Here is a 24325-nt window from a genome sequence, read left to right on the forward strand (position 1 = left end):
GGGCCTTGTTGTTTTCATGTATCAAGACAGGATCACTATGCCGGCTTCATTCGTTCACCTGCGCCTGCACACTGAGTACTCCCTGGTCGACGGCCTGGTACGGATCAAACCACTGGTCAAAACCCTGGTGGGCATGAATATGCCTGCGGTGGCGGTAACCGATCAGAACAACATGTGTTCCCTGGTCAAGTTCTACAAGAACGCCATGGGCGCCGGCATCAAGCCGATCTGTGGCGCCGACCTGTGGCTGTCCAACAAGGACCCGGATAACCCACTGAGCCGCATCAGCCTGCTGGCGATGAACGGCGTGGGTTATCGCAATCTCACCGAGCTGATTTCCCGTGGCTTTATCGACGGCCAGCGCAACGGCTCGATCATCATCGAGCGCGAGTGGGTGGCCGAAGCCAGCGAAGGCCTGATCATGCTCTCGGCGGCTAAAGAGGGCGAGATCGGTATCGCGTTGCTGGGCGGTAATCCCCAGGAAGCCGAGGTGCTGGCACGTGAGTGGATGCAGGTATTCCCGGACCGTTTCTACCTGGAAGTCCAGCGTACCAACCGCCCCAACGATGAAGAACATCTGCATGCTGCCGTAGCCCTGGCCGATAAGCTGGGTGCTCCGCTGGTGGCGACCAACGATGTGCGGTTTATCAAGAAAGAAGATTTCGAGGCCCATGAAACCCGCGTGTGCATCGGCGAAGGCCGGGCCCTGGATGACCCGCGCCGCTCGAAGAATTACAGCGAAGAGCAATACCTCAAAAGCGCCGATGAAATGGCGCAGCTGTTCAGCGATTTGCCCGAGGCCCTGGAAAACTCCGTCGAGATCGCCAAGCGCTGCAACATTGAAGTGAAACTGGGCAAGCACTTTTTGCCCAACTTTCCGATACCCGATGGCATGACCATCGACGAATACTTTCGCAAAGTGTCGTTCGATGGCCTGGAAGAACGCCTCAGCGTTCTGCTGCCCAAGGACACCACTGAAGACTACGAAGCCAAGCGCCAGGTCTACGTTGATCGGCTGAATTTCGAGCTGGATATCATCATCCAGATGGGATTCCCCGGCTACTTCCTGATCGTAATGGACTTTATCCAGTGGGCCAAAAACAACGGCGTACCGGTAGGTCCCGGCCGGGGGTCAGGTGCTGGCTCGCTGGTGGCCTATGTTCAGAAGATTACCGACCTTGACCCGCTGGAATATGACCTGCTGTTCGAACGGTTCCTGAACCCGGAACGGGTGTCGATGCCCGACTTCGACGTCGATTTCTGCATGGATGGTCGTGACCGCGTGATTGAATACGTGGCCGAGAAATACGGCCGCAACGCGGTAAGTCAGATCATCACCTTCGGTTCCATGGCGGCGAAAGCGGTAATTCGCGACGTGGCGCGGGTGCAGGGCAAGTCCTACGGCCTGGCCGACCGCCTGTCGAAGATGATCCCGTTCGAAGTCGGCATGACCCTGGAAAAAGCCTACGAGCAGGAAGAAATCCTGCGCGACTTTATCAAGGTCGATGAAGAAGCCGCCGAAATCTGGGACATGGCGCGCAAGCTCGAAGGCGTGGTGCGTAACGTCGGTAAACACGCCGGTGGTGTGGTCATCGCGCCGACCAAGCTCACCGACTTTTCACCGATCTACTGCGATGAAGAAGGCGACGGCCTGGTCACCCAGTTCGACAAGGATGACGTGGAGGCGGCCGGCCTGGTGAAGTTCGACTTCCTCGGCCTGCGTACCCTGACGATCATCGACTGGGCACTCAAGACCATCAACCGCGACCGCGCCAAGGTCGGCGAAGAACCGCTGGATATCGCGTTTATCCCGCTGGACGACAAACCGACCTACAGCCTGCTGCAAAAGGCCGAAACCACGGCGGTGTTCCAGCTTGAATCCCGGGGCATGAAAGAGCTGATCAAAAAGCTCAAGCCCGACTGCCTGGAAGACTTGATCGCACTGGTGGCGCTGTTCCGTCCGGGCCCGCTGCAATCGGGCATGGTGGATGACTTCATCAACCGCAAGCACGGTCGCGCCGAGCTGGCTTACCCGCACTCCGACTATCAATACGAGGGCCTCAAGCCTGTATTGGCGCCGACGTACGGCATCATCCTGTATCAGGAACAGGTGATGCAGATCGCCCAGGTAATGGCCGGCTACACCCTCGGTGGTGCGGACATGCTGCGTCGCGCAATGGGTAAAAAGAAACCCGAGGAAATGGCCAAGCAGCGCGGCGGTTTCATTGAAGGTTGCGCCACCAACAACATCGACGCCGACCTGGCCGGTAACATCTTCGACCTGGTAGAAAAATTCGCCGGTTATGGTTTCAACAAATCCCACTCCGCCGCCTATGGCCTGGTGTCGTACCAGACCGCCTGGCTGAAAGCCCACTACCCGGCGCCGTTCATGGCTGCGGTACTGTCGGCCGATATGCACAACACCGACAAGGTCGTGACCTTGATCGAGGAAGTGCGCACCATGAAGCTGCGCCTGGATGCGCCGGACGTGAACGCCTCTGAGTTCAAGTTCACGGTGAATGACGAAGGTCGCATCATCTATGGCCTCGGCGCGATCAAGGGCGTGGGCGAAGGCCCGGTGGAGGCCATCACCGAAGCGCGTCAGGATGGGCCATTCAAGGACCTGTTCGACTTCTGCGCGCGTGTTGACCTCAAACGCATCAACAAGCGTACCCTTGATGGCTTGATCCGCAGCGGCGCGCTCGACCGTCTCGGCCCGTATTTCCATGATGAGCCGAAGGCTTACCAGGCCAATATCGACCGTAACCGTGCGGTGCTGCTCACCGCCATGGAAGAGGCGATCAAGGCTGCCGAACAGACTGCCCGCACCCATGACAGCGGCCACGCCGACCTGTTTGGCGGGCTGTTCGTCGAAGAGGATGCGGATGTCTACGCCAATCATCGCAAGGCCAAGGAGCTGACCCTCAAGGAACGCCTCAAAGGTGAGAAAGACACCTTGGGCCTGTACCTCACCGGCCACCCGATTGACGAGTACGAAGGCGAAATCCGCCGTTTCGCCCGCCAGCGCATTATCGACCTCAAGCCCGCGCGGGATACCCAGACCGTCGCCGGCATGATCATCGCCCTGCGGGTGATGAAAAATAAAAAGGGCGACAAAATGGGTTTCATCACCCTGGATGACCGCTCGGGCCGGATCGAAGCGTCACTGTTTGCCGACGCGTTCCACTCCGCCCAGTCACTTTTGCAGACCGACGCCATGGTGGTGGTGGAAGGGGAGGTCAGCAATGATGACTTCTCCGGTGGCCTGCGCCTGCGTATCAAACGGGTGATGAGCATGGAAGATGCGCGCACCAACCTGGCCGAAAGCCTGCGCTTGAAGGTCAAGACCGAAGCGCTCAAGGGCGATCAGCTACGCTGGTTGGGTGACCTGCTCAAGCGCCACCGCGGCGCGTGCCCGGTAACCATGGAGTACACCGGCAGCGACGCCAAGGCCATGTTGCAGTTTGGTGAGACGTGGCGGATTGATCCGGCTGATGGCTTGATTCAAGCTTTGCGTGACCAGTTCGGGCGAGACAACGTCTTCCTCCAATACCGTTGACGGTCAGTACCCCTGACCTCGGCTGAACATTTAATCTCGACCTAAACGCGCCTCTCCCTTAAGGTAGGGCGCGAATAGACAACCGGCTGGCCAGGCACTCCTTGGCCGTCGACCCAAGACGGACGCTTATGAACCCGAATTTTCTTGATTTCGAACAGCCGATCGCTGACCTGCAAGCCAAGATCGAAGAGCTGCGCCTGGTCGGCAATGACAATTCGCTGAATATCGGCGACGAAATCGCTCGCCTGCAAGACAAAAGCAGCACGCTCACCGAAGACATCTTCGGCAAGCTGACCAGTTGGCAGATCGCGCGCCTGGCTCGCCACCCGCGCCGTCCGTACACCCTGGACTACATCGAACACATCTTCACCGAGTTCGATGAGCTGCACGGCGACCGCCACTTCTCCGACGACGCGGCCATTGTGGGCGGTATCGCTCGCCTGGACGACCAGCCGGTAATGGTGATCGGCCATCAGAAAGGCCGTGAAGTGCGCGAGAAAGTCCGTCGCAACTTCGGTATGCCGCGTCCGGAAGGCTACCGCAAGGCTTGCCGCCTGATGGAAATGGCCGAGCGCTTCAAGATGCCGATCCTGACCTTCATCGACACTCCGGGCGCATACCCGGGTATCGATGCCGAAGAGCGCAACCAGAGTGAAGCGATTGCCTGGAACCTGCGCGTCATGGCTCGCCTGAAAACCCCGATCATCGCCACTGTGATCGGTGAAGGTGGTTCCGGCGGTGCGCTGGCCATTGGCGTGTGCGATCAGTTGAACATGCTGCAATATTCGACCTACGCGGTGATTTCGCCGGAAGGTTGCGCCTCGATCCTGTGGAAAACCGCAGAGAAGGCGCCGGATGCGGCTGAAGCCATGGGCATCACCGCCGATCGCCTCAAGGGCCTGGGTATCGTGGACAAAGTGATCGCCGAGCCACTGGGCGGCGCCCACCGTGACCCGGCCGCGGCTGCCGCGACCATCCGTGCTGAACTGGGCTCGCAACTGGCGATGCTCAAGAAGCTGGATAACGAAGCGCTGCTGGCCCGTCGTTACGAGCGCCTTATGAGCTACGGTCTCTAAAGTCGACGCCGTAACTCAATGTGGGAGGGGGCTTGCTCCCGATAGCGGTGGATCAGTCACCAGATGCAGTGACTGACACTCAGCAATCGGGAGCAAGCCCCCTCCCACATTTGCTTTGTGTATGCTCGGCTTATGTATTCCAGATTTGCGGCGGGGACATCTGATGAAACCGGCTCTACCCGCCAGACTCCTGAAAACCCTGGCCCCCTGGCGCAATGCTCCGGCCTGGCGCATTGCATTCTCCGGTGGCCTCGATTCCACCGTCCTGCTGCACCTTCTGGCTTCCCTGGCAAACACCGAAACCCTGCCGCCCATCAGCGCTGTGCATGTCCATCATGGGCTGCAAGCGGCCGCTGACGCTTGGCCCAGTCATTGCCAAGCGTTATGTGACAGCCTGGGCATACCTTTGCAGGTCTTGCGTGTGCAGGTGCAACCCGGTGCCAGCCTGGAGCGTGCCGCGCGTAACGCACGTTACCAGGCGTTTACCGAGGTGATCGGGGCAGGGGAGGTGCTGCTCACCGCCCAGCATCGCGACGATCAAGCGGAGACCCTGCTGTTCCGCCTGTTACGCGGAGCCGGAGTGCGTGGGTTGGCGGCAATGCCCGAGCGTCGCCCGTTGGCGACGGGGCACTTGGTGCGGCCATTGCTGGCGGTTTCCCGGGGAGCATTGGAAGCCTACGCCCACGAACACCAATTGAAGTGGATTGAAGACCCTTCGAACGCCGATCCACGGTTCTCGCGCAATTACCTGCGTCACCAGGTCTTTCCAACGCTGACGCAGCGCTGGCCTCAGGCAGTATCAAGCCTGGCGCGCACTGCCGAGCACCTGAGTGAAGCCCAGGGCCTGCTCGATGAGCTGGCGCACATGGACCTGATCGCTGCGGATCAGCCTTCAGCGTTTCCCTGGTTGCCTTTGCCTTCCTTGGTCCTTGCTCCGTTGCGCGATCTTTCCGATGCGCGCCAGCGCAATGCCTTGCGTCATTGGCTGAATCCCCTGACTCGTCTGCCCGACAGTGACCACTGGGCCAGTTGGTACGCCCTGCGCGATGCCAAGGGGGACGCACAGCCGTTATGGCGCCTGGCCGACGGTCAGCTTCATCGTTGCGGCGAACGCATTTGGTGGCTGCCTTCCACGTGGTCGGAATTTTCCGACGTGTCGGTGAGCTGGCCCGATCCGCGAAATCCACTAGAGTTACCCGGGAACGGCCAACTGATGTTTGCCGGCAAGGCTCCCGAGGGACCCTTGTCGATTCGTTATCGCCAGGGTGGCGAAATCGTCGAAGTGCCAGGTCGAGGCCGGCGTGATCTCAAGCGCCTGTTGAATGAAAGTGGTATGCCGGGCTTCGTCCGTGGCAGATTGCCGCTGGTCTATCGGGGCGAGCAATTGCTGGCTGTACCAACGCTTGCGGGGCTGAGGGCCAGTCCGCTGGATGACTGGCAATTACATTGGTTGCCACAGACCTGCGATCAAGGTTTGAGCTGATAGCGCCTTTCCGGTAGACTACGCTCCCTTCTTGATACAACTTCTGTGGATTCGACTGAATCGCAGCAGTTGCCGATTACCAAGCAGTCTTTGCTGGGCGATTCCAAAAAATGTGTAGCGATCAACGTACCGGTGTTTCCTTGCTGGTCTGTCACAACGCGGCGGTTTTTTTGAAAGGTGCACTGTGATTAATGCAGGTGATCGGGGGCTTCGGCCTTCCTTCGCTTTCCCCGGCGGCTCGGACCGCTTTAACGCAGACTTCTAGGGTTTTTCATGACGCGCTACATATTCGTCACGGGCGGTGTTGTTTCTTCATTGGGGAAAGGCATTGCCTCCGCTTCATTGGCGGCCATCCTGGAGGCGCGGGGGCTTAAAGTCACCATGCTCAAGCTGGACCCGTACATCAACGTCGACCCGGGCACCATGAGCCCGTTCCAGCACGGTGAAGTGTTCGTCACTCACGACGGCGCCGAGACCGACCTGGACCTGGGCCACTACGAGCGGTTCATCCGCACGACCATGACCCAGAACAACAACTTCACCACTGGCCGTGTCTACGAGCACGTGCTGCGCAAAGAGCGCCGTGGTGACTACCTGGGTGCAACCATCCAGGTGATCCCGCACATCACCGACGAAATCAAGCGCCGCATCATCAAGGGTGCAGGCGATGCCGACGTGGCCATGGTCGAGATCGGTGGCACCGTGGGCGACATCGAATCCCAACCGTTCCTTGAAGCCATCCGCCAGCTGCGTTTCGAAGTCGGCGCCAAGCGCGCGATGCTGATGCACCTGACACTGGTGCCGTACATCGCCACCGCCGGCGAAACCAAAACCAAGCCTACCCAGCACTCGGTCAAGGAGCTGCGTTCCATCGGCCTGCAACCGGACGTACTGGTTTGCCGTTCCGATCACCCGATCGACATTTCCTCGCGCCGCAAGATTGCGCAATTCACCAACGTTGAAGAGCGTGCGGTGATCGCGCTGGAAGACGCCGACACCATCTACAAGATCCCGGGCATCCTGCATTCGCAGGGGCTGGATGATTTTGTGGTCGAGCGTTTCGGCCTGCAGTGCAATGGCGCGGACCTGTCCGAGTGGGAAGCCGTGGTCGACGCCAAGCTCAACCCTGAGCATGAAGTCACCATCGCCATGGTCGGCAAGTACATGGAGCTGCTGGACGCGTACAAGTCGCTGATTGAAGCGATGAGCCACGCCGGCATCAGCAACCGTACCAAGGTCAACCTGCGCTACATCGATTCCGAAGATATCGAGAACCAGGGCACTGCGCTGCTCGAAGGCGTTGACGCGATTCTCGTGCCGGGCGGTTTCGGCCTGCGTGGCGTGGAAGGCAAGATCACCGCGGTGCAATACGCTCGCGAGAACAAGGTGCCCTACCTGGGTATCTGCCTGGGCATGCAAGTGGCCGTTATCGAGTTCGCCCGTAACGTGCTGGGCTGGAAAGACGCCAACTCCACCGAGTTCGATCACAGCAGCGGCCACCCGGTCGTCGGCCTGATCACCGAGTGGGAAGACGCCACCGGCGCCGTTGAAACCCGTACCGAAACGTCCGACCTGGGCGGCACCATGCGCCTTGGTGCGCAGGACTGCTTGCTGGAAGCCGGCTCGCTGGTACACGACTGCTACGGCAAGGACGTAATCGTCGAGCGTCACCGTCACCGCTATGAAGTGAACAACAATCTGCTGCCGCAGATCAAAGAGGCTGGCCTGAAGATTTCCGGTCGCTCCGGTGACGGCAAGCTGGTTGAAGTGGTCGAAGCGCCGGATCATCCGTGGTTCGTGGCCTGCCAGTTCCACCCGGAGTTCACCTCGACGCCGCGCGACGGTCACCCGTTGTTCAGCGGTTTCGTCAAAGCAGCACTGACGCAACATCAGAAGAAGGCGTAACCCTGATGGCCCAGAAGATCATTCGCGTAGGCGATATCGAGATTGCCAACGACAAGCCCATGGTGCTGTTCGGCGGCATGAACGTGCTGGAAAGCCGCGACATGGCGATGCAGGTCTGTGAAGAATACGTGCGGGTTACCCAGAAGCTGGGCATCCCATACGTGTTCAAGGCCAGTTTCGACAAGGCCAACCGTTCTTCCGTGACCTCCTATCGCGGCCCGGGCCTTGAAGAAGGCATGCGGATCTTCCAGGACATCAAGCAAGCCTTCGGCGTGCCGATCATCACCGACGTCCACGAGCCTGAGCAGGCTGCCGTGGTCGCCGAGGTGTGCGACATCATCCAGTTGCCGGCCTTCCTGTCGCGCCAGACCGACCTCGTGGTCGCCATGGCCAAGACCGGCGCTGTGATCAACATCAAGAAAGCCCAGTTCCTCGCCCCTCAGGAGATGAAACACATCCTGAGCAAGTGCGTGGAAGCGGGTAACGACCAGTTGATCCTTTGCGAGCGTGGTTCGAGCTTCGGCTACAACAACCTCGTGGTGGACATGCTCGGTTTCGGCATCATGAAACAGTTCGAATACCCGGTGTTCTTCGACGTGACCCACGCGCTGCAAATGCCCGGTGGTCGTTCGGACTCCGCCGGCGGTCGACGTGCCCAGGTCACCGACCTGGCCAAGGCGGGCATGAGCCAGTCGCTGGCGGGCCTGTTCCTTGAAGCCCACCCGGACCCGGACAACGCCAAGTGCGACGGCCCATGCGCCCTGCGCCTGGACAAGCTGGAGCCATTCCTGGCCCAACTCAAGCAGTTGGACGAGCTGGTCAAGAGTTTTCCGACGGTAGAGACCGCGTAACTGCCATTTCTCCGGTAGAATTTCCCACGCTAAATGCTCAGGCCCTTGGGCCTGAGCCTTGTCGTCTGCAAGCCTGCCCCGTTGTTCCACCCTTGCGGTCGGTCAAAAGATTTCCTTCAGCTGCGTCGTTTTCGTCAACTTTGGAGTGTTTACAACAATGGCAAAAATCGTCGACATCAAAGGTCGTGAAGTTCTCGACTCCCGTGGCAACCCCACCGTCGAAGCCGACGTGCTTCTCGATAACGGCATCATCGGCAGCGCCTGCGCGCCGTCCGGTGCTTCCACCGGTTCGCGCGAAGCGCTGGAACTGCGTGATGGCGACAAGAGCCGTTACCTGGGCAAGGGTGTACTCAAGGCTGTAGCCAACATCAACGGTCCGATTCGTGACCTGTTGCTGGGCAAGGACCCGCTGGACCAGAAAGCCCTGGACCACGCGATGATCAAGCTCGACGGCACTGAAAACAAAGGCAGCCTCGGCGCCAATGCAATCCTCGCCGTGTCCCTGGCTGCCGCCAAGGCAGCAGCTCAGGACCAGGACCTGCCGTTGTACGCGCACATCGCCAACCTGAACGGCACCCCGGGCGTCTACTCGATGCCGGTACCGATGATGAACATCATCAACGGTGGCGAGCACGCGGATAACAACGTCGACATCCAGGAATTCATGGTGCAGCCGGTGGGCGCCAAGTCCTTCTCCGAAGGCCTGCGCATGGGCACCGAGATTTTCCATCACCTCAAGGCTGTACTGAAGGCCCGTGGCCTGAGCACCGCTGTGGGTGACGAAGGTGGTTTCGCACCGAACCTGGCCTCCAACGAAGATGCACTGAAAGTGATCTCCGAAGCCGTGGCCAACGCCGGCTACAAACTGGGCACCGACGTGACCCTGGCCCTTGACTGTGCGGCCAGCGAATTCTTTGAGGATGGCAAGTACAACCTGTCCGGCGAAGGCCAGGTGTTCAACTCAGAAGGTTTCGCTGAATACCTGAAGGGCCTGACCCAGCGCTACCCGATCATCTCGATCGAAGACGGCCTGGACGAGTCCGATTGGGATGGCTGGAAAATCCTCACCGACAAGATCGGCGAGAAAATCCAGCTGGTGGGCGACGACTTGTTCGTGACCAACACCAAGATCCTTAAAGAAGGCATCGACAAGAAGATCGCCAACTCGATCCTGATCAAGTTCAACCAGATCGGCACCTTGACCGAAACCCTGGAAGCCATCCAGATGGCCAAGGCTGCGGGCTACACCGCCGTGATCTCCCACCGCTCCGGCGAAACCGAAGATTCCACCATTGCCGACCTGGCCGTGGGCACTTCGGCGGGCCAGATCAAGACCGGCTCCCTGTGCCGTTCCGATCGCGTTTCCAAGTACAACCAATTGCTGCGCATCGAAGAGCAATTGGCAGGTAAAGCCAAGTACAACGGTCGCGGCGAGTTTCGCGGCTAAGCAGTAAATGGTAAAAAGTCGGCGGGTTGCGTCAGAAATTTCACGAAAGTGTGAATTTCGGCGCTAATCTGCTGACTGACAAGCGCAAGCCTGGTTTTTCCAGGCTTTGTGCTATCAGTTGCTGCAAAAGGTTTGCATGACTGTCTTTTTTCACTGGATATCCGGATTTCGATGCGCAGTCCCAATTGGTTGTTCCTCGTCTTGCTCTTGTTGCTGGCTGGCCTGCAGTACCGCCTATGGGTCGGTAATGGCAGCTTTGCGCAGGTGGAAGAGCTGACCCAGCAAATTGCCGACCAGCGTGCCGAAAACGAACGCCTGCTGGAGCGCAACCGTGTCCTGGACGCCGAAGTGCTTGAGCTGAAAAAAGGTACGGAGACCGTTGAAGAGCGGGCTCGCCATGAGTTGGGCATGGTCAAGGAGGGCGAGACCCTCTACCAGTTGGCCCAATGAATAACGATCTACCGGCCTTCTGGGCCGTGATTCCTGCCGCGGGCGTCGGTGCCCGTATGGCCGCGGACCGTCCCAAGCAATACCTGCAATTGGGCGGGCGCACTATTCTCGAACACAGCCTCGGCTGTTTTCTCGACCACCCCTCGCTCAAGGGCCTGGTGGTCAGTCTTGCTGTTGATGATCCTTATTGGCCCACCCTGGCGTGCGCCACAGACCCGCGCATCCAGCGTGCGGACGGTGGCTCGGAACGCTCGGGCTCGGTGCTTAATGCACTGCTGCACCTTAATGCCCTGGGTGCCAGTGATGATGACTGGGTGCTGGTGCATGACGCGGCGCGGCCTAACTTGAGCCGTGATGACCTTGACAAACTCTTGGCTGAACTGGCGGATGACCCGGTGGGCGGTCTGCTGGCGGTGCCGGCTCGCGACACGCTCAAGCGCGTCGACAAGCATGGCCGCGTGGTGGAAACCGTTGACCGCAGCCTGATCTGGCAGGCTTATACGCCGCAGATGTTCCGCCTGGGGGCCTTGCACCGCGCCTTGGCCGACAGCCTGGTGGCGGACGCCGTGATCACCGACGAAGCGTCGGCCATGGAATGGTCCGGCCAGGCGCCGCGGCTGGTCGAAGGGCGTGCGGACAATATCAAGGTCACCCGCCCCGAAGACCTTGAATGGCTGCGTCAGCGCCGGGCTTATCAGGCGTCCTGACCCTCAGCCGTAGACTTGCTCCAACCCGGGCAGGGTTTTCAGCTCGCTCACCAATGCCTCAATGCTGTCGAATGGCTTCTCATCAATAGGCCAGCCGACCACGTTGATGGAGTTCCGGCCTTCCTGGCTGTTGATCCTGAAACTGCGCAGGTCCCCGCGTCGGGACCGATAGTCAATGTGGGTGGCCTCGGTGAGCATGAATTGGCCTGGCCGTGTCAGCAGTGCCTGGGCCGACTTCACCACTCGACTGTGCGAAGGGCCGGGCTGTGATTCCATTGAGTGCTGCAACGCGGCAGGATCAACGCGCAAGACCAGGTTGGCTTTGACCGTGCCTTCCCCTTTGTTCAGGCCCAGGCTGGCGGTGCGCCCCGGATCGACTTCGATGCCCAACGGGTGGGTGCCCATCCTATCTTCTATCCGCAGGCCGATGCTGCCGGTGAGTTCGGCCAGCCCAGGGATGTCCTTGAACGTATTGGTATGGGTATCGCCCACCAGTGCGACCCATTTACCGGGTTGGCGCTTGGAGGTCTGGATCCACTGAATCACCTCGGTAGCGTAATAGTTCATCATCCGCTGGCGCAGGGTTCCCGCACTGTCGCGCATATCGCGAAGTATGTAGCTCACGGTGCAGTCGATCGGCTGGATCTTGATTCCGGCCTCTCGGGCTTTGGTCACGACGTTTGTGAATGAGTAATAGTGGTTTCGGGGCAATGGGTAGATCCCGTTCAGGAAGTTTGTCAGCGCCTCGGCCATAGGGGCGTTCTTCGACCGGTAAAAAGCCTTCAGCATCGGAATATGCACATCCGTCAGCAGATGTTCGAAGTAGATGCGTTTGACACCTTGGCTGGCGAGTATCTGCATGTTGTCGATCAGAAAGGCTTTGCTCGATTCGGCGCTGTGGCTTTCGCCGATCACGAGGCCGTCACTGGCACGTAGCAGTTTCTCGATAATGCTTTGCTGTGATTCGTTCAAGCTCAAGCGGGGGAGGACCGGCTGCAGGGGCGAGTAGGGCAGGTGGTGAAAGAAGATCGCCGAATCCTGGTTTAATTGGCTCCTTTTCTCAAAGAACAGTCTCCGGGCGTTGCTGATCGACTGTGCATCCATTCCGAAGGGTTCGAAATCTTCCGAAAATGAGCTGGTGTCGGTGAGCATCTGCACGACGGTCTCGCGCACGGGCGCTGGCATCTGGTAGGCGCTGAAGAAACTCAACTGCTGGGTGCTATCGAACAGTTTGTAAACCCGTTGCCAGGCATTGCGAAATGCCCCCCCTCCGGTCAATCCGGCACGTCGCCATTGCAGGTCGGAGCTCTGAATAGCGTAGAGACCCGTGGCTTGAATCTTCTCGGGGGCTTCTGGATTATTCACGAACAGCTCAAAAGAACCCCAGTCATTCGGGCTTTTGTAGGTCAGGAAGGTCTCGCCCTGAATCTTGACGGTCTGCAAGCCGCTGGGAGATGTTGCAGCGACCAGGGGGCGAGTCTCGGTTTGGGCGGAGGCCTGAGTGATCACCTTGACGTTGATCTGGCCCTCCTCTGCCCGCGTAGCCGGGCCAAGCACGGGGCGTAACGCCTCGAGACTGCTCGCGCCTTTGCTGATGCCGTGGATAACCACCGGGAGCGCGTTCAGGGCGCCGAACACCATGCGCTCAACGGCGTGGGGTTTGTCCTTGAGCACGTCATCGGCGCCGATCGCCATGCCAGTCAAACCTGAGGTAATGAAACAAAACTCCGCCAGCAACGCGGTGCCCATGGTCAGCGCCACGGGGATCGCCAGCAGGCAGGCTTTATCCAAGGCGTCGAGGGTGTCGGCTTTGAATGTGTCCAAGGGCGAGACAACGGTTTTGGCTGCCAATTTTGCAATCCGACTGCGGATCTGTCGTGCGATAAACGCAAATGGGTTGCTTCTGAGCGCCGGATACATTGGGTTATTAATGTATTGCTCGGGGTCCCAATAACCGTTGCGCAACAAGCTATTGAAAAAACCGGCGGGGCTGGAAGATTCCGGGTACATCGCCATACCGATCAATGCTTCCTCGACACCACAGTAGATCAGGCCGGAGTCAATCGAGTCGGGTTCAAAGTGGTTGGTCAGCGCTTTGCGCTGGGTCGGGTCCTTGGCCACTTTTACCAGCGCATTGCGCATGTCCGTTGGGCTGTTGAAACCATGGATGGGGGAGGAGTTGCCGGGGACGTACAGCAGGGTGATCTGGCTCTGGGTGTCGGTAATCGTAAGAATGTCGGTGGCGTCGAACTGATGAATGCGCAGCACGCGCACGGATAAGTTTTTATCCGGTGAGTAGGGCGCCTGAAAATCTTCAAGGGTCAGGTTGCTGGCGTCCCTGTCGACGCCGATACCTGCCGCTCGTGCGGCCAGTTGCCGTTCTGCTTCGGTGAGCGTGAATTCTTCGTACTGATTGAGGTAAGCCTTGGCGAAGGCAATGCGCATCAGGGTGGTGTAATTGTCCCGATGCTCCCCCCAGAATTGGGTGATGGCCTTGTCATAGGTTTGTTCAAAGTTGCTTGAGTCAATCACCTTTCTGAGAACGGCTGGCGCGATCTCCAGTTGGGTGGTCGGGTCGTAGACCTGAGGTTCGCTTTGCCGGTAAAGCGCCTCATACCGTCTGGGCGGGATCCAGCCGGAAGTGATGAACTCTTCGTTGAACATTTGCGGTATGCGGTTATCCATCAGGCGCGGCAGTTCATCGACGATATTGAAGTACGGCGCGATAGTGGAAAAGCCCGTGTTGTTGATCATGCCGCCAGGGGCATGGGGCGCATTGCAGATCATGGCCTCGGTCAGGCTCATGGATTGGACGATCACTGCAGTGTAGGGTGCATTGGGATTGTCGAGGTTGTATTCCAGAGTGGTCAGGAACGTAGTATCCGGGTCCAGTTGTTCCTGAGTGAATGGTTGTAGATGCTCGCAAAGCAATTGGGCTGCGATTGCGCTGGGCACCGGAAAGTCGGCCAGAACCTTTCGGACAAAATGATTGATATGCTGGAGTTGCCGAGTGTTGGACGTCATGGGCTTGCCTGGTTTTCTAATGAAAGCGGTTATTAACCGGTGTCCAGGCAATGCACGAACGGTAGCTGTTTATGTTCGATAGACCGAATTGTCACCCAAGCCTTCTTTGAGAAAGTCCACCAGCTTCCTGACCTTCGGCGACAAATGCCGCTGCTGCGGGTACAGCGCCCACACCGCCGTATTCGGTGGCTGATGCGCCTCCAGCAACGACACCAGCGCACCACTGTGCAAATGCTCCAGCACGTAATAATCCGGCAGCTGACACAGCCCTACACCTTGCAGCGCCGCATCCAGCACCGCCTGCCCACTGTTACAGCGCCAGTTTCCCTGAACCCTTTGGGAAAATTCCCGCCCGTCCTGGGCCAGTTGCCAGATATCCGAGCTGCCGATCAGGCAGTTATGCCGACTCAGTTCCGACAAGCTATGTGGCCGACCATAGCGTTCCAGGTAGGAAGGGGAGGCGCACAGGTACATGCACCGCGGTGCCAGGCGGCTGGCGACCATGCGCGAGTCTTGCAGGCGACCCAGGCGGATGGCCAAATCCAGGCCCTCGTGCACCAGATCCAATTGACGGTTGCTCAGTTCGATATCCACCCGCAGTTGCGGATAGAGCGCCATGAACCGGGTCACCAGTGGCACGATAAAGCGCTCGCCATAGGCCACTGCGCAGGTCATGCGCAACATGCCCTTGGGTTCGCTGGTGAGGTCGCCTACTGCCCGCAGGGCTTCTTCGCGACCATCCTGCAAACGCTGGCAATGCTGCAGAAACGTCTGACCCGCTTCGGTCAGCGTCACCTTGCGTGTACTGCGATACAACAGGCGCGTTTGCAACCGCTCCTCCAGGCGTGCCACCTGGCGGCTTATATGGGACGACGATACTCCCAGGCGCTCTGCCGCCGCCGTGAATTGGCTGCACTCGGCCACTGCGACGAATTCGTCGATGCCTTCCCAGCGGTTTTCCAGCATGGTCATTATCCCTGTACAGCAATAAAGTTTTGCTTTCGCCTGGATTATTAATCAGGCAGCCATGTTTTACACTGCTGCAATCAATTTTTAACCCCCTGGAGAAACCCGGATGATCAAGTCCCGCGCCGCCGTAGCCTTCGAAGCCAAGAAGCCCCTTGAGATCGTGGAAGTGGACGTCGCCATGCCCAAGGCTGGCGAGGTGCTGTTGCGGGTGGTTGCCTCCGGCGTGTGCCACACCGATGCCTATACGTTGTCGGGTGCGGACCCGGAAGGCATTTTTCCGTCGATCCTGGGTCACGAAGGCGGCGCAGTGGTCGAAGCCATCGGCGAGGGCGTAACTTCAGTCGCTGTCGGCGATCATGTGATCCCGCTGTACACCCCGGAATGCGGCAAGTGCAAATTCTGCCTGTCGGGCAAGACCAACCTGTGCCAGGCCATCCGTTCTACCCAAGGCAAAGGCCTGATGCCGGATGGCACTACGCGCTTTTCCTACAAGGGCCAGCCGATTTTCCACTACATGGGCACGTCGACGTTCTCCGAGTACACCGTGTTGCCGGAAATCTCCGTGGCCAAGATTCCTAAGGAAGCTCCGCTGGAAAAAGTCTGCCTGCTTGGTTGCGGCGTCACCACAGGCATCGGCGCGGTGCTCAACACCGCCAAGGTCAAACCGGGCGACACCGTGGCTATCTTCGGGCTGGGCGGTATCGGCCTGTCGGCCGTGATCGGCGCGGTCAAGGCCAAGGCCGGTCGCATCATTGCCATCGACATCAACCCGGCCAAGTTCGAAATCGCCAAGCAACTGGGGGCTACCGACTGCATTAACCCGAAAGATTACGACCGCCCAATCCAGGACGTGATTGTCGATTTGACCGACGGCGGCGTGGACTTTTCCTTCGAGTGCATCGGCAATGTGCAACTGATGCGTGCGGCGCTTGAGTGCTGCCATAAAGGCTGGGGCGAGTCGGTGATCATCGGCGTGGCCGGTGCCGGCCAGGAAATCGCTACGCGTCCGTTCCAACTGGTCACCGGGCGCGTCTGGCGCGGTTCGGCATTCGGTGGCGTGCGTGGGCGCACAGAGCTGCCAAGCTACGTGGAAATGGCCCAGACCGGTGAGATCCCGCTGGACACCTTCATCACCCACACCATGGGCCTTGAAGATATCAACAAAGCGTTTGACCTGATGCATGAAGGCAAGAGCATTCGTACCGTCATTCACTTCTGAGGTCGGCCATGAGTCTGGAAAACCTGTCATGCCAGAAGAGCTTCGGCGGCTGGCATAAACGCTACAAGCATCATTCCGATGTGCTCGGTTGCGACATGACCTTCGCCGTCTATCTGCCGCCGCAAGCAGAGCAGGGCGGTAAGTTGCCGGTACTGTACTGGCTGTCCGGCTTGACCTGCACCGATGAGAACTTCATGCAGAAGGCTGGCGCCCAGCGCATGGCCGCCGAGCTGGGTTTGATTATCGTCGCACCGGACACCAGCCCGCGCGGCCCCGGTGTACCGGACGATCCGGACAACGCCTGGGACTTCGGCCTCGGCGCTGGTTTCTATCTGAACGCCACGCAGGAGCCCTGGGCCCAGCACTATCGGATGCATGACTACGTAGTGCAGGAGTTGCCGGCCTTGGTGGAGGCGCATTTCCCTGCGTCGGCTAAACGCGGCATCAGCGGTCACTCCATGGGCGGACATGGCGCATTGGTATGCGCGCTGCGTAACCCGGGACGCTACCAATCGGTGTCGGCGTTTTCGCCAATCAACAATCCGATGGACTGCCCCTGGGGCCAGAAAGCTTTTTCCCGTTACCTGGGCGAAGAGCGTTCCAAGTGGCGTGAATGGGATGCCTGCGTGCTGATCAGCGAAGCCTCGGAAAAACTGCCGCTACTGGTGGACCAGGGCGATCGTGACGATTTCCTTGCGGTTCAGCTCAAGCCCGAGGCCCTGCAGCAAGCGGCCAAGGCGGCCAACCATCCGTTGGAACTGCGCCTGCAACCTGGCTACGACCACAGCTACTTTTTCATCGCCAGCTTCATCGAAGACCATTTGCGCCATCATGGTCGTGCTTTGCTCGGTTAATGTGAGGCAAAAGTAGGTAGAATCACGCCCTGAATTAAATCGGGGCGTTTTTTTATGCGTATTGGCCACGGCTACGATGTGCACCGTTTCGCTGAGGGCGATTTTATCACCTTGGGCGGTGTGCGCATCGCACACCACCATGGGTTGCTGGCTCATTCCGACGGCGACGTTGTCTTGCATGCCTTGAGCGATGCCTTGCTCGGCGCGGCGGCATTGGGCGATATCGGCAAGCACTTTCCGGACACCGATCCGACCTTCAAAGGTGCGGACAGTCGTGTGTTGCTGCGCCATGTGGTCGGGTTGATCCATGCCAAGGGCTGGAAGGTCGGCAACGTCGACAACACCATCGTGGCCCAGGCGCCCAAGATGGCCCCCCATATCGAAGCGATGCGTGCGCTGATTGCCGCAGACCTGCAAATTGAACTGGATCAAGTCAACGTGAAAGCCACCACCACCGAAAAGCTCGGATTTACCGGTCGTGAAGAGGGCATCGCCGTGCACTCCGTTGCCTTGTTGCTGCGCGCATGAACGATTTGCAACTGCTGGGCCCGCGGGCCTACGGCGAGGCCTTGGGCAGCGCGGTGCTGAAGGCGACGGCAGAAGACTTCCAGGTTGATGAGGTGCTGGACATTCCGTTGACTGGTGACGGTGAGCACCTGTGGCTGTGGGTGGAAAAGCGCGGCTTGAATACTGAAGAGGCCGCACGGCGTATCGCCAAGGCCGCCGGTGTGCCGCTGCGCACCGTCAGCTATGCCGGGCTCAAGGACCGTCAGGCCCTGACCCGCCAATGGTTCAGCGTACAGTTGCCCGGCAAGGCCGACCCGGACCTGAGCGGTGCGGAAAACGACACCCTCAAGATCCTGAAAACCACCCGCCACAAGCGCAAGTTGCAACGTGGTGCGCATTCGGCCAACGGCTTTACCTTGCGTCTGACCCAACTGGCCGGCGATACCGCCGCCATCGACGCGCGTTTGCAGTTGATTGCCCGGCATGGCATTCCCAATTATTTCGGCGCCCAGCGCTTTGGCCACAACGGTGGCAACGTGGTGGATGCCCGTGAATGGGCTGCTCGCAAGGCTCTGCCGGAGCAACGCAACGTGCGTTCGCGGTTGCTGTCCACCGCTCGTAGCTACTTGTTCAACAAAGTGCTGGCAGCGCGTGTCGCCGACGGTTCCTGGCAGCGCGCCCAGGTGGGTGACCTGCTGGCCTTTACCGACAGTCGCAGCTTTTTCCCTGCCGGGGAGGCTGAATGCAGCGACCCGCGCCTGGCGATCCTGGACTTGCACCCGACTGGCCCACAATGGGGCGAAGGCGACTCGCCGGCGAAAGGTCTTACGCATGATCTGGAACAATCTGTCGCTGCCAGCGAATCCGACCTACGTGATTGGCTGGTGAATGCAGGAATGAGCCAGGAACGTCGCATTCTGCGACTGCCCATTGGCGGGTTGACGTGGCATTATCCCGGGCCTGACATTCTGCAATTGGAATTCGTCCTGCCGGCCGGATGCTTCGCCACTGTCTTGGTGCGCGAGCTTGTTGATCTGGTGCCGGTGGGGCAGACGGACAGCCCATGCGTATTCTGATATCAAACGATGACGGTGCCACCGCACCCGGTCTTGCCGCGCTCTATGCTGCGCTGCAGGATTACGCCGAGTGCGTGGTGGTTGCCCCCGACCAGGACAAGAGCGGCGCCAGCAGTTCGCTGACGCTCGACCGTCCGCTGCACCCGCAGGTTCTGGCCAATGGCTTTATCAGCGTAAACGGCACCCCCACCGACTGCGTGCACCTGGCAATCAACAGTTTGCTGGAGCATGAGCCGGACCTGGTGGTGTCGGGAATCAACCTGGGCGCCAACCTGGGTGATGACGTGCTGTATTCCGGCACCGTGGCGGCGGCCCTTGAAGGGCGCTTCCTGGGGCGCACCGCGTTCGCCTTTTCCTTTGCTTCGCGGCAACTGGATAACCTGGCGACCGCGGCGTATTTCGCGCGCAAGCTGGTGCAGGCCCATGAGTCTCTGGACCTGCCGCCGCGTACGGTACTCAACGTGAATATTCCCAATCTGCCCCTCGACCGTATCCGCGGTATCCAGCTGACGCGCCTGGGCCATCGCGCGCGCGCGGCGGCGCCCCTGAAGGTGGTCGACCCGCGCGGCAAGGAAGGCTATTGGATCGCCGCGGCCGGTGATGCCGAGGATGGCGGGGAAGGCACGGATTTTCATGCGGTGATGCAAGGCTATGTGTCAATTACCCCGTTGCAATTGGATCGCACCTTCAGTGATGCCTTCAGTGGCCTCGATGGCTGGCTGGAGGGACTGCGTTGATGGCTCGTGAACAAGACGACTTGTTGCGCCGTGGCATCGGGATGACTTCCCAGCGCACCCGGGAGCGGTTGATCCAGCGTCTGTACGAAGAAGGCTTGTCCAACGCCCAGGTGCTGGAAGTGATTCGGCGTACGCCGCGGCACCTGTTTGTCGATGAGGCCCTGGCGCACCGCGCCTATGAAGACACGGCGTTGCCTATCGGCCACAACCAGACCATCTCCCAGCCCTACATGGTTGCGCGCATGAGCGAGCTGTTGCTGGCGGCCGGGCCCCTGGACAAGGTGCTGGAGATTGGCACCGGCTCCGGTTACCAGACAGCTGTGCTGTCACAGTTGGTAGAGCGAGTGTTTTCGGTAGAGCGCATCAAGGTGCTGCAGGACCGTGCCAAGGAGCGCCTGGTAGAACTGAACCTGCGCAACGTGGTGTTTCGCTGGGGCGATGGCTGGGAAGGCTGGCCGGCGCTGGCGCCGTACAACGGCATTATTGTCACCGCCGTGGCCACCGATGTGCCTCAAGCTCTGTTGGATCAGTTGGCGCCGGGCGGGCGGCTGGTCATCCCGGTGGGCTCCGGCGAAGTGCAACAGTTGATGCTTATTATCCGCGAGGAAGAAGGTTTTTCCCGGCACGTGCTGGGCGCGGTGCGCTTCGTGCCGCTGTTGAATGGCCCCTTGGCCTGAGCATTTATTCCCTGGCAGTGAATTCTGCTGGCGAGGATGTGTCTTACGCCGGGGTCTATTGAATCAACAGGCTTGGCAGCCGCAATTGAACAAGATGAATTTTTCGTTTCAGTCGGGTGCCAGTAAAAAGCCAATGCCCAGTTATACTTGCGTCATATTTCAAGCCTGATCCAGGCGTTAACGTTCAGCCACCACAAAGGGAGCGGCGGGTGAGTCTCACAGGTCCTGCGCAGCGAATGAGTAAAACAAGCTTTCAGCGACTGGTGCTTGGCCTTGTCTTGAGTTCCTTATTGGCCGCCTGCTCGAGCACGCCATCGGGCGGTGCGCGTGTCGTTGACCGCACCAACGCAGCACCGCAGCGGCCCACGGTGACCACGGGCCAGTATGTGGTGCGCAAAGGCGACACGCTGTTCTCCATTGCCTTCCGTTATGGCTGGGACTACAAGGCGCTGGCCGCTCGTAACAACATTCCCGTGCCCTACACCATTCATCCAGGGCAGACCATTCGTTTCGATGGCCGCACAGGTTCGGCGGCTACGGCAGTTGTGACAAAGTCGGGATCTTCGCCATCGTCTTCGAGCAAAACCACCGTCATCACCCGGCCTGCAGGCAGTGCTTCGCCTAGCGTTGCAAGCAAGCCCGCACCCGCGCCGTTGCCACCTGCAGGGCCGGCGCCGACCGGCTGGGGATGGCCTTCAAATGGCGTACTGATTGGAAAATTCTCTTCAAACGGTAGTTTGAATAAAGGCATTGATATCGCCGGGGATTTGGGACAGCCTGTTTTAGCTGCGTCTGATGGGACAGTGGTGTACGCCGGGAGTGGTCTACGGGGCTACGGCGAGCTGGTCATCATCAAACACAGCGATACCTACGTCAGTGCCTACGGTCATAACCGCAGGCTGTTGGTTCGGGAGGGGCAGCAGGTCAAAGTCGGACAGACAATTGCCGAAATGGGTTCAACGGGCACAGACCGGGTGAAACTGCACTTTGAGATTCGCCGCCAAGGGAAGCCTGTAGATCCGCTGCAATTCCTGCCCCGTCGTTGATGTGTTGCACAGCCTGTTCCCTCACGTAGAAGGAACAGGCTCCAGCGTTGCCAAGGATAAAGGCGTCGCTTGAGCTTGAGGTCGAACTCACCAAAGGACTATAACAATGGCTCTCAGTAAAGAAGCGCCGGAGTTTGACATCGACGATGAGGTTCTCCTTATGGAGGCCGGCATCGATACGGATCCGATGTCAGATAATGAAGGAGCGGCACCACCTTCAGTTCGTACCAAATCCAGGAACGCCTCCGCGTTAAAGCAACACAAGTACATTGACTACACCCGGGCGCTCGATGCGACTCAGTTGTACCTCAATGAAATCGGATTTTCCCCTCTGCTCACTCCCGAAGAAGAAGTCCATTTTGCGCGCTTGTCGCAGAAGGGCGATCCGGCTGGGCGCAAACGCATGATTGAAAGCAACCTGCGCCTGGTGGTGAAAATCGCCCGACGCTACGTCAATCGTGGGCTGTCGCTGCTGGACTTGATCGAAGAGGGCAACCTGGGCTTGATTCGGGCGGTGGAGAAGTTCGACCCCGAGCGGGGCTTCCGCTTCTCGACGTATGCCACCTGGTGGATTCGCCAGACCATCGAACGGGCGATCATGAATCAGACCCGCACGATCCGGCTGCCGATCCATGTGGTCAAGGAGCTCAACGTCTACCTGCGGGCGGCGCGTGAGCTGACGCAAAAACTCGATCATGAACCTTCGCCTGAAGAGATCGCCAACCTGCTGGAAAAACCGGTAGGGGAGGTCAAGCGCATGCTGGGCCTTAACGAGCGTGTATCGTCGGTCGATGTCTCGCTGGGGCCGGATTCGGATAAAACCCTGCTGGACACCCTGACGGATGATCGCCCGACCGATCCCTGCGAGCTGTTGCAGGACGATGATCTTTCCCAAAGTATTGACCAGTGGCTATCAGAGCTTACGGACAAGCAGCGTGAGGTGGTGATTCGCCGCTTCGGCCTGCGTGGTCACGAGAGCAGCACCCTGGAAGATGTAGGCCTGGAGATTGGCCTGACCCGTGAGCGGGTGCGGCAGATCCAGGTGGAGGGCCTCAAGCGCTTGCGTGAGATCCTTGAGAAGAATGGCTTGTCGAGTGAGTCGTTGTTCCAGTAAGCGACGCCGCTTGAAAGCTTGGATGTGGGAGGGGGTACGCCCCCCCTCCCACATTTTTTATGCCCGGCTTTTGTTCAGGCCTCTCTCAAAATCCAGGCATAAAAAAACCCCGCTTTTAAGGGCGGGGTTTTTCGACTGAGTCAGTACAAGTTAGATAACTTGAACTTCTTCAGCTTGCATGCCTTTCTGACCGCGGGTAGCGATGAAAGAAACCTGTTGGCCTTCTTTCAGGCTTTTGAAGCCGTCGGATTGGATAGCTTTGAAGTGAACGAACAGGTCGTCACCGGATTGTGGAGTGATGAAGCCGAAGCCTTTTTCATCGTTGAACCACTTAACGGTACCAGTTTGGCGATTAGACATGGTGTAACTCCTTGGACAAAGTTAACTGCGACTCAGGAAAAGCCCTGGCCGAGACTGAGTGCAAAGAGCAGGAAAAATTCTTGGAGATGGTTGGATCGAAATTCAACATATCGTGTAGAGATTCTCAGTGACACAAGCAGCACAGTGGCGCCACCTTAACCCTTTTTCCGGAACGTGCCAATGGTATTTCCGAAGGTTTCTCTATTTTCGTGACTGGCGGTGGTATTTACAGCCATCCCTGACGGCAATCCCGGCCCCGGCCGCGTTGGCTGAGGCTTATAGCGGGCAGGGCTTTGATCAAGAAAACCCTTGCGGCCTTTGAACCCCAAGGCTGGCCCCGGTAAGATGGCCCACAGATTTTTCCACCTCGCTATTCAGGACACCGCCATGAGCATCAAATCGGACAAGTGGATTCGCCGCATGGCGCAGGAACACGGCATGATCGAGCCGTTCGTCGAGCGCCAGATTCGTGGCGAAGGTGATGAGCGGGTGATTTCGTACGGGGTCTCCAGCTATGGCTATGACGTGCGTTGCGCCGATGAATTCAAGGTGTTCACCAACATCAATTCGGCGATTGTCGATCCGAAGAACTTCGATGAAAAAAGCTTCGTCGACGTCAAGAGCGACGTGTGCATCATCCCGCCCAACTCCTTCGCCCTGGCGCGTACCGTGGAATTCTTCCGCATTCCCCGCGACGTATTGACCATCTGCCTGGGTAAAAGCACTTACGCTCGTTGCGGAATTATCGTCAACGTCACCCCGCTTGAGCCGGAGTGGGAAGGTCATGTGACCCTGGAGTTCTCCAACACCACCACCTTGCCGGCAAAGATCTATGCCAATGAGGGCGTGGCACAGATGCTGTTCCTGCAGTCCGACGAGGCTTGTGAAGTGTCCTACAAAGACCGCGCCGGCAAGTACCAGGGCCAACGTGGCGTCACTCTCCCACGCGCTTGATCGAAAGCTCCTACGGTTAAAGGGAATTAGTCTGCACAAAGTGACTCTATTCAGGTGTACTGCCTCGGCGCGTGCAAAACGCGTCGGGCCACGCTTGAGGAGTACCTTATGAAGATCGACCCGCGAATCAGCGCAGAACTCGCCCGGCTTGAACCCAACCAGATTGGTGTTCTGGCCTGGTCCCTGATGGCTAACCCTGCCCATGCGGGCGGCATTCCAGGCCAGCCCGAGCCCGATTACCCCCAGCCTACCGAGCCCGGTGAGCCGACCCTGCCAGACGAGCCACCACCCGCGCCTGTCGCCTGATACC

Annotated in this window: 21 protein-coding genes; 18 read left to right on the top strand and 3 right to left on the bottom strand. The window is 59.0% G+C overall.

What is annotated here, in order from left to right; genetic code table 11:
• The first annotated feature begins 37 nt into the window (after window positions 1-37).
• The 8 genes from dnaE (at window position 38) to ispD (ending at window position 11478) form a co-directional block, all read left to right on the top strand.
• Window positions 38-3559 carry a DNA polymerase III subunit alpha gene (dnaE, locus tag TK42_RS01565; protein ID WP_032877369.1) on the top strand — a complete coding sequence of 1174 codons (3522 nt, stop codon included), beginning with the start codon at window positions 38-40 and terminating at the stop codon, window positions 3557-3559.
• Between the two features lie 128 nt (window positions 3560-3687).
• Window positions 3688-4635 (top strand): acetyl-CoA carboxylase carboxyltransferase subunit alpha, encoded by a 948-nt coding sequence (locus TK42_RS01570; RefSeq protein WP_003189182.1) that lies wholly within the window; start codon window positions 3688-3690, stop codon window positions 4633-4635.
• Window positions 4636-4798: 163 nt separating this feature from the next.
• The gene (gene tilS, locus TK42_RS01575; protein WP_103733454.1) at window positions 4799-6118 is read left to right on the top strand and encodes a tRNA lysidine(34) synthetase TilS; all 1320 of its coding nucleotides are present in this window, start codon (window positions 4799-4801) and stop codon (window positions 6116-6118) included.
• Window positions 6119-6391: 273 nt separating this feature from the next.
• Window positions 6392-8023 (top strand): CTP synthase, encoded by a 1632-nt coding sequence (locus tag TK42_RS01580; protein ID WP_005785740.1) that lies wholly within the window; start codon window positions 6392-6394, stop codon window positions 8021-8023.
• A 5-nt stretch (window positions 8024-8028) separates the two neighbouring features.
• On the top strand, window positions 8029-8874 hold the full coding sequence (kdsA, locus tag TK42_RS01585; RefSeq protein ID WP_003189190.1) for a 3-deoxy-8-phosphooctulonate synthase: 846 nt from the start codon (window positions 8029-8031) through the stop codon (window positions 8872-8874).
• 157 nt (window positions 8875-9031) lie between these two features.
• Entirely contained in the window at window positions 9032-10321 is a 1290-nt protein-coding gene (gene eno, locus TK42_RS01590; protein WP_032877366.1) for a phosphopyruvate hydratase, read from the top strand.
• Window positions 10322-10492: 171 nt separating this feature from the next.
• The gene (gene ftsB, locus TK42_RS01595; protein ID WP_003189195.1) at window positions 10493-10771 is read left to right on the top strand and encodes a cell division protein FtsB; all 279 of its coding nucleotides are present in this window, start codon (window positions 10493-10495) and stop codon (window positions 10769-10771) included.
• Window positions 10768-11478 (top strand): 2-C-methyl-D-erythritol 4-phosphate cytidylyltransferase, encoded by a 711-nt coding sequence (ispD, locus tag TK42_RS01600; RefSeq protein ID WP_005785745.1) that lies wholly within the window; start codon window positions 10768-10770, stop codon window positions 11476-11478. The genes ftsB and ispD overlap by 4 nt, the downstream gene beginning before the upstream one ends.
• 3 nt (window positions 11479-11481) lie before the next feature.
• Here ispD and TK42_RS01605 read toward each other — a convergent pair whose 3' ends face one another.
• On the bottom strand, window positions 11482-14502 hold the full coding sequence (locus tag TK42_RS01605) for a membrane-targeted effector domain-containing toxin (RefSeq protein ID WP_103733455.1): 3021 nt from the start codon (window positions 14500-14502) through the stop codon (window positions 11482-11484).
• 69 nt (window positions 14503-14571) lie between these two features.
• Window positions 14572-15468: a LysR substrate-binding domain-containing protein gene (locus tag TK42_RS01610; protein ID WP_103733456.1), complete on the bottom strand. Its 897-nt coding sequence runs from the start codon at window positions 15466-15468 to the stop codon at window positions 14572-14574.
• 109 nt (window positions 15469-15577) lie between these two features.
• On the opposite strand from TK42_RS01610, the gene TK42_RS01615 reads away from it, so the two are divergent.
• The 8 genes from TK42_RS01615 to rpoS all read left to right on the top strand — a co-directional run bounded on the left by TK42_RS01615 (window position 15578) and on the right by rpoS (window position 22701).
• Window positions 15578-16690, top strand: a complete 1113-nt coding sequence (locus TK42_RS01615) for an S-(hydroxymethyl)glutathione dehydrogenase/class III alcohol dehydrogenase (RefSeq protein WP_005785751.1) — start codon at window positions 15578-15580, stop codon at window positions 16688-16690.
• An 8-nt stretch (window positions 16691-16698) separates the two neighbouring features.
• Window positions 16699-17544, top strand: coding sequence for an S-formylglutathione hydrolase (gene fghA / locus TK42_RS01620; RefSeq protein ID WP_032877364.1), 846 nt, complete (start codon window positions 16699-16701; stop codon window positions 17542-17544).
• A 54-nt stretch (window positions 17545-17598) separates the two neighbouring features.
• Entirely contained in the window at window positions 17599-18072 is a 474-nt protein-coding gene (gene ispF / locus TK42_RS01625) for a 2-C-methyl-D-erythritol 2,4-cyclodiphosphate synthase (RefSeq protein ID WP_032877363.1), read from the top strand.
• Window positions 18069-19127, top strand: a complete 1059-nt coding sequence (truD, locus tag TK42_RS01630; RefSeq protein ID WP_032877362.1) for a tRNA pseudouridine(13) synthase TruD — start codon at window positions 18069-18071, stop codon at window positions 19125-19127. The genes ispF and truD overlap by 4 nt, the downstream gene beginning before the upstream one ends.
• Complete coding sequence (gene surE / locus TK42_RS01635; protein ID WP_005785760.1) at window positions 19115-19864, top strand: 5'/3'-nucleotidase SurE; 750 nt, start codon at window positions 19115-19117, stop codon at window positions 19862-19864. Before truD ends, surE begins: the two co-directional genes overlap by 13 nt.
• Before the next feature lie 41 nt (window positions 19865-19905).
• Window positions 19906-20541, top strand: a complete 636-nt coding sequence (locus TK42_RS01640) for a protein-L-isoaspartate(D-aspartate) O-methyltransferase (protein ID WP_010176736.1) — start codon at window positions 19906-19908, stop codon at window positions 20539-20541.
• A gap of 209 nt (window positions 20542-20750) precedes the next feature.
• Entirely contained in the window at window positions 20751-21587 is an 837-nt protein-coding gene (locus TK42_RS01645; protein ID WP_032877360.1) for a peptidoglycan DD-metalloendopeptidase family protein, read from the top strand.
• A 106-nt stretch (window positions 21588-21693) separates the two neighbouring features.
• Window positions 21694-22701 carry an RNA polymerase sigma factor RpoS gene (gene rpoS / locus TK42_RS01650; RefSeq protein ID WP_032877359.1) on the top strand — a complete coding sequence of 336 codons (1008 nt, stop codon included), beginning with the start codon at window positions 21694-21696 and terminating at the stop codon, window positions 22699-22701.
• A gap of 150 nt (window positions 22702-22851) precedes the next feature.
• On the opposite strand, the gene TK42_RS01655 is transcribed toward rpoS, so the two are convergent.
• A complete protein-coding gene (locus TK42_RS01655) occupies window positions 22852-23061 on the bottom strand; it encodes a cold-shock protein (protein ID WP_002554837.1) in 210 nt (69 codons plus the stop codon).
• Window positions 23062-23448: 387 nt separating this feature from the next.
• Between TK42_RS01655 and dcd the strand changes: the two genes are divergently transcribed.
• Window positions 23449-24015: a dCTP deaminase gene (gene dcd / locus TK42_RS01660; RefSeq protein WP_003189215.1), complete on the top strand. Its 567-nt coding sequence runs from the start codon at window positions 23449-23451 to the stop codon at window positions 24013-24015.
• Between the two features lie 108 nt (window positions 24016-24123).
• Window positions 24124-24321, top strand: coding sequence for a hypothetical protein (locus TK42_RS01665; protein WP_005785769.1), 198 nt, complete (start codon window positions 24124-24126; stop codon window positions 24319-24321).
• The last annotated feature ends 4 nt before the right edge of the window (window positions 24322-24325 follow it).

Source organism: Pseudomonas sp. GZJR-8 (assembly GCF_002916705.1).
GTDB lineage: Bacteria > Pseudomonadota > Gammaproteobacteria > Pseudomonadales > Pseudomonadaceae > Aquipseudomonas > Aquipseudomonas synxantha_A.

Bases quoted from the DNA above. Each gene is read 5' to 3' on its own strand.
- dnaE (WP_032877369.1), top strand. From the start codon at position 38: ATGCCGGCTTCATTCGTTCACCTGCGCCTGCACACTGAGTACTCCCTG.
- TK42_RS01580 (WP_005785740.1), top strand. From the start codon at position 6,392: ATGACGCGCTACATATTCGTCACGGGCGGTGTTGTTTCTTCATTGGGG.
- ispF (WP_032877363.1), top strand. From the start codon at position 17,599: ATGCGTATTGGCCACGGCTACGATGTGCACCGTTTCGCTGAGGGCGAT.
- TK42_RS01610 (WP_103733456.1), bottom strand. From the start codon at position 15,468: ATGCTGGAAAACCGCTGGGAAGGCATCGACGAATTCGTCGCAGTGGCC.
- TK42_RS01605 (WP_103733455.1), bottom strand. From the start codon at position 14,502: ATGACGTCCAACACTCGGCAACTCCAGCATATCAATCATTTTGTCCGA.
- tilS (WP_103733454.1), top strand. From the start codon at position 4,799: ATGAAACCGGCTCTACCCGCCAGACTCCTGAAAACCCTGGCCCCCTGG.
- rpoS (WP_032877359.1), top strand. From the start codon at position 21,694: ATGGCTCTCAGTAAAGAAGCGCCGGAGTTTGACATCGACGATGAGGTT.
- TK42_RS01570 (WP_003189182.1), top strand. From the start codon at position 3,688: ATGAACCCGAATTTTCTTGATTTCGAACAGCCGATCGCTGACCTGCAA.
- truD (WP_032877362.1), top strand. From the start codon at position 18,069: ATGAACGATTTGCAACTGCTGGGCCCGCGGGCCTACGGCGAGGCCTTG.
- surE (WP_005785760.1), top strand. From the start codon at position 19,115: ATGCGTATTCTGATATCAAACGATGACGGTGCCACCGCACCCGGTCTT.
- TK42_RS01665 (WP_005785769.1), top strand. From the start codon at position 24,124: ATGAAGATCGACCCGCGAATCAGCGCAGAACTCGCCCGGCTTGAACCC.
- eno (WP_032877366.1), top strand. From the start codon at position 9,032: ATGGCAAAAATCGTCGACATCAAAGGTCGTGAAGTTCTCGACTCCCGT.
- TK42_RS01655 (WP_002554837.1), bottom strand. From the start codon at position 23,061: ATGTCTAATCGCCAAACTGGTACCGTTAAGTGGTTCAACGATGAAAAA.
- ispD (WP_005785745.1), top strand. From the start codon at position 10,768: ATGAATAACGATCTACCGGCCTTCTGGGCCGTGATTCCTGCCGCGGGC.
- kdsA (WP_003189190.1), top strand. From the start codon at position 8,029: ATGGCCCAGAAGATCATTCGCGTAGGCGATATCGAGATTGCCAACGAC.
- fghA (WP_032877364.1), top strand. From the start codon at position 16,699: ATGAGTCTGGAAAACCTGTCATGCCAGAAGAGCTTCGGCGGCTGGCAT.
- TK42_RS01615 (WP_005785751.1), top strand. From the start codon at position 15,578: ATGATCAAGTCCCGCGCCGCCGTAGCCTTCGAAGCCAAGAAGCCCCTT.
- ftsB (WP_003189195.1), top strand. From the start codon at position 10,493: ATGCGCAGTCCCAATTGGTTGTTCCTCGTCTTGCTCTTGTTGCTGGCT.
- TK42_RS01640 (WP_010176736.1), top strand. From the start codon at position 19,906: ATGACTTCCCAGCGCACCCGGGAGCGGTTGATCCAGCGTCTGTACGAA.
- dcd (WP_003189215.1), top strand. From the start codon at position 23,449: ATGAGCATCAAATCGGACAAGTGGATTCGCCGCATGGCGCAGGAACAC.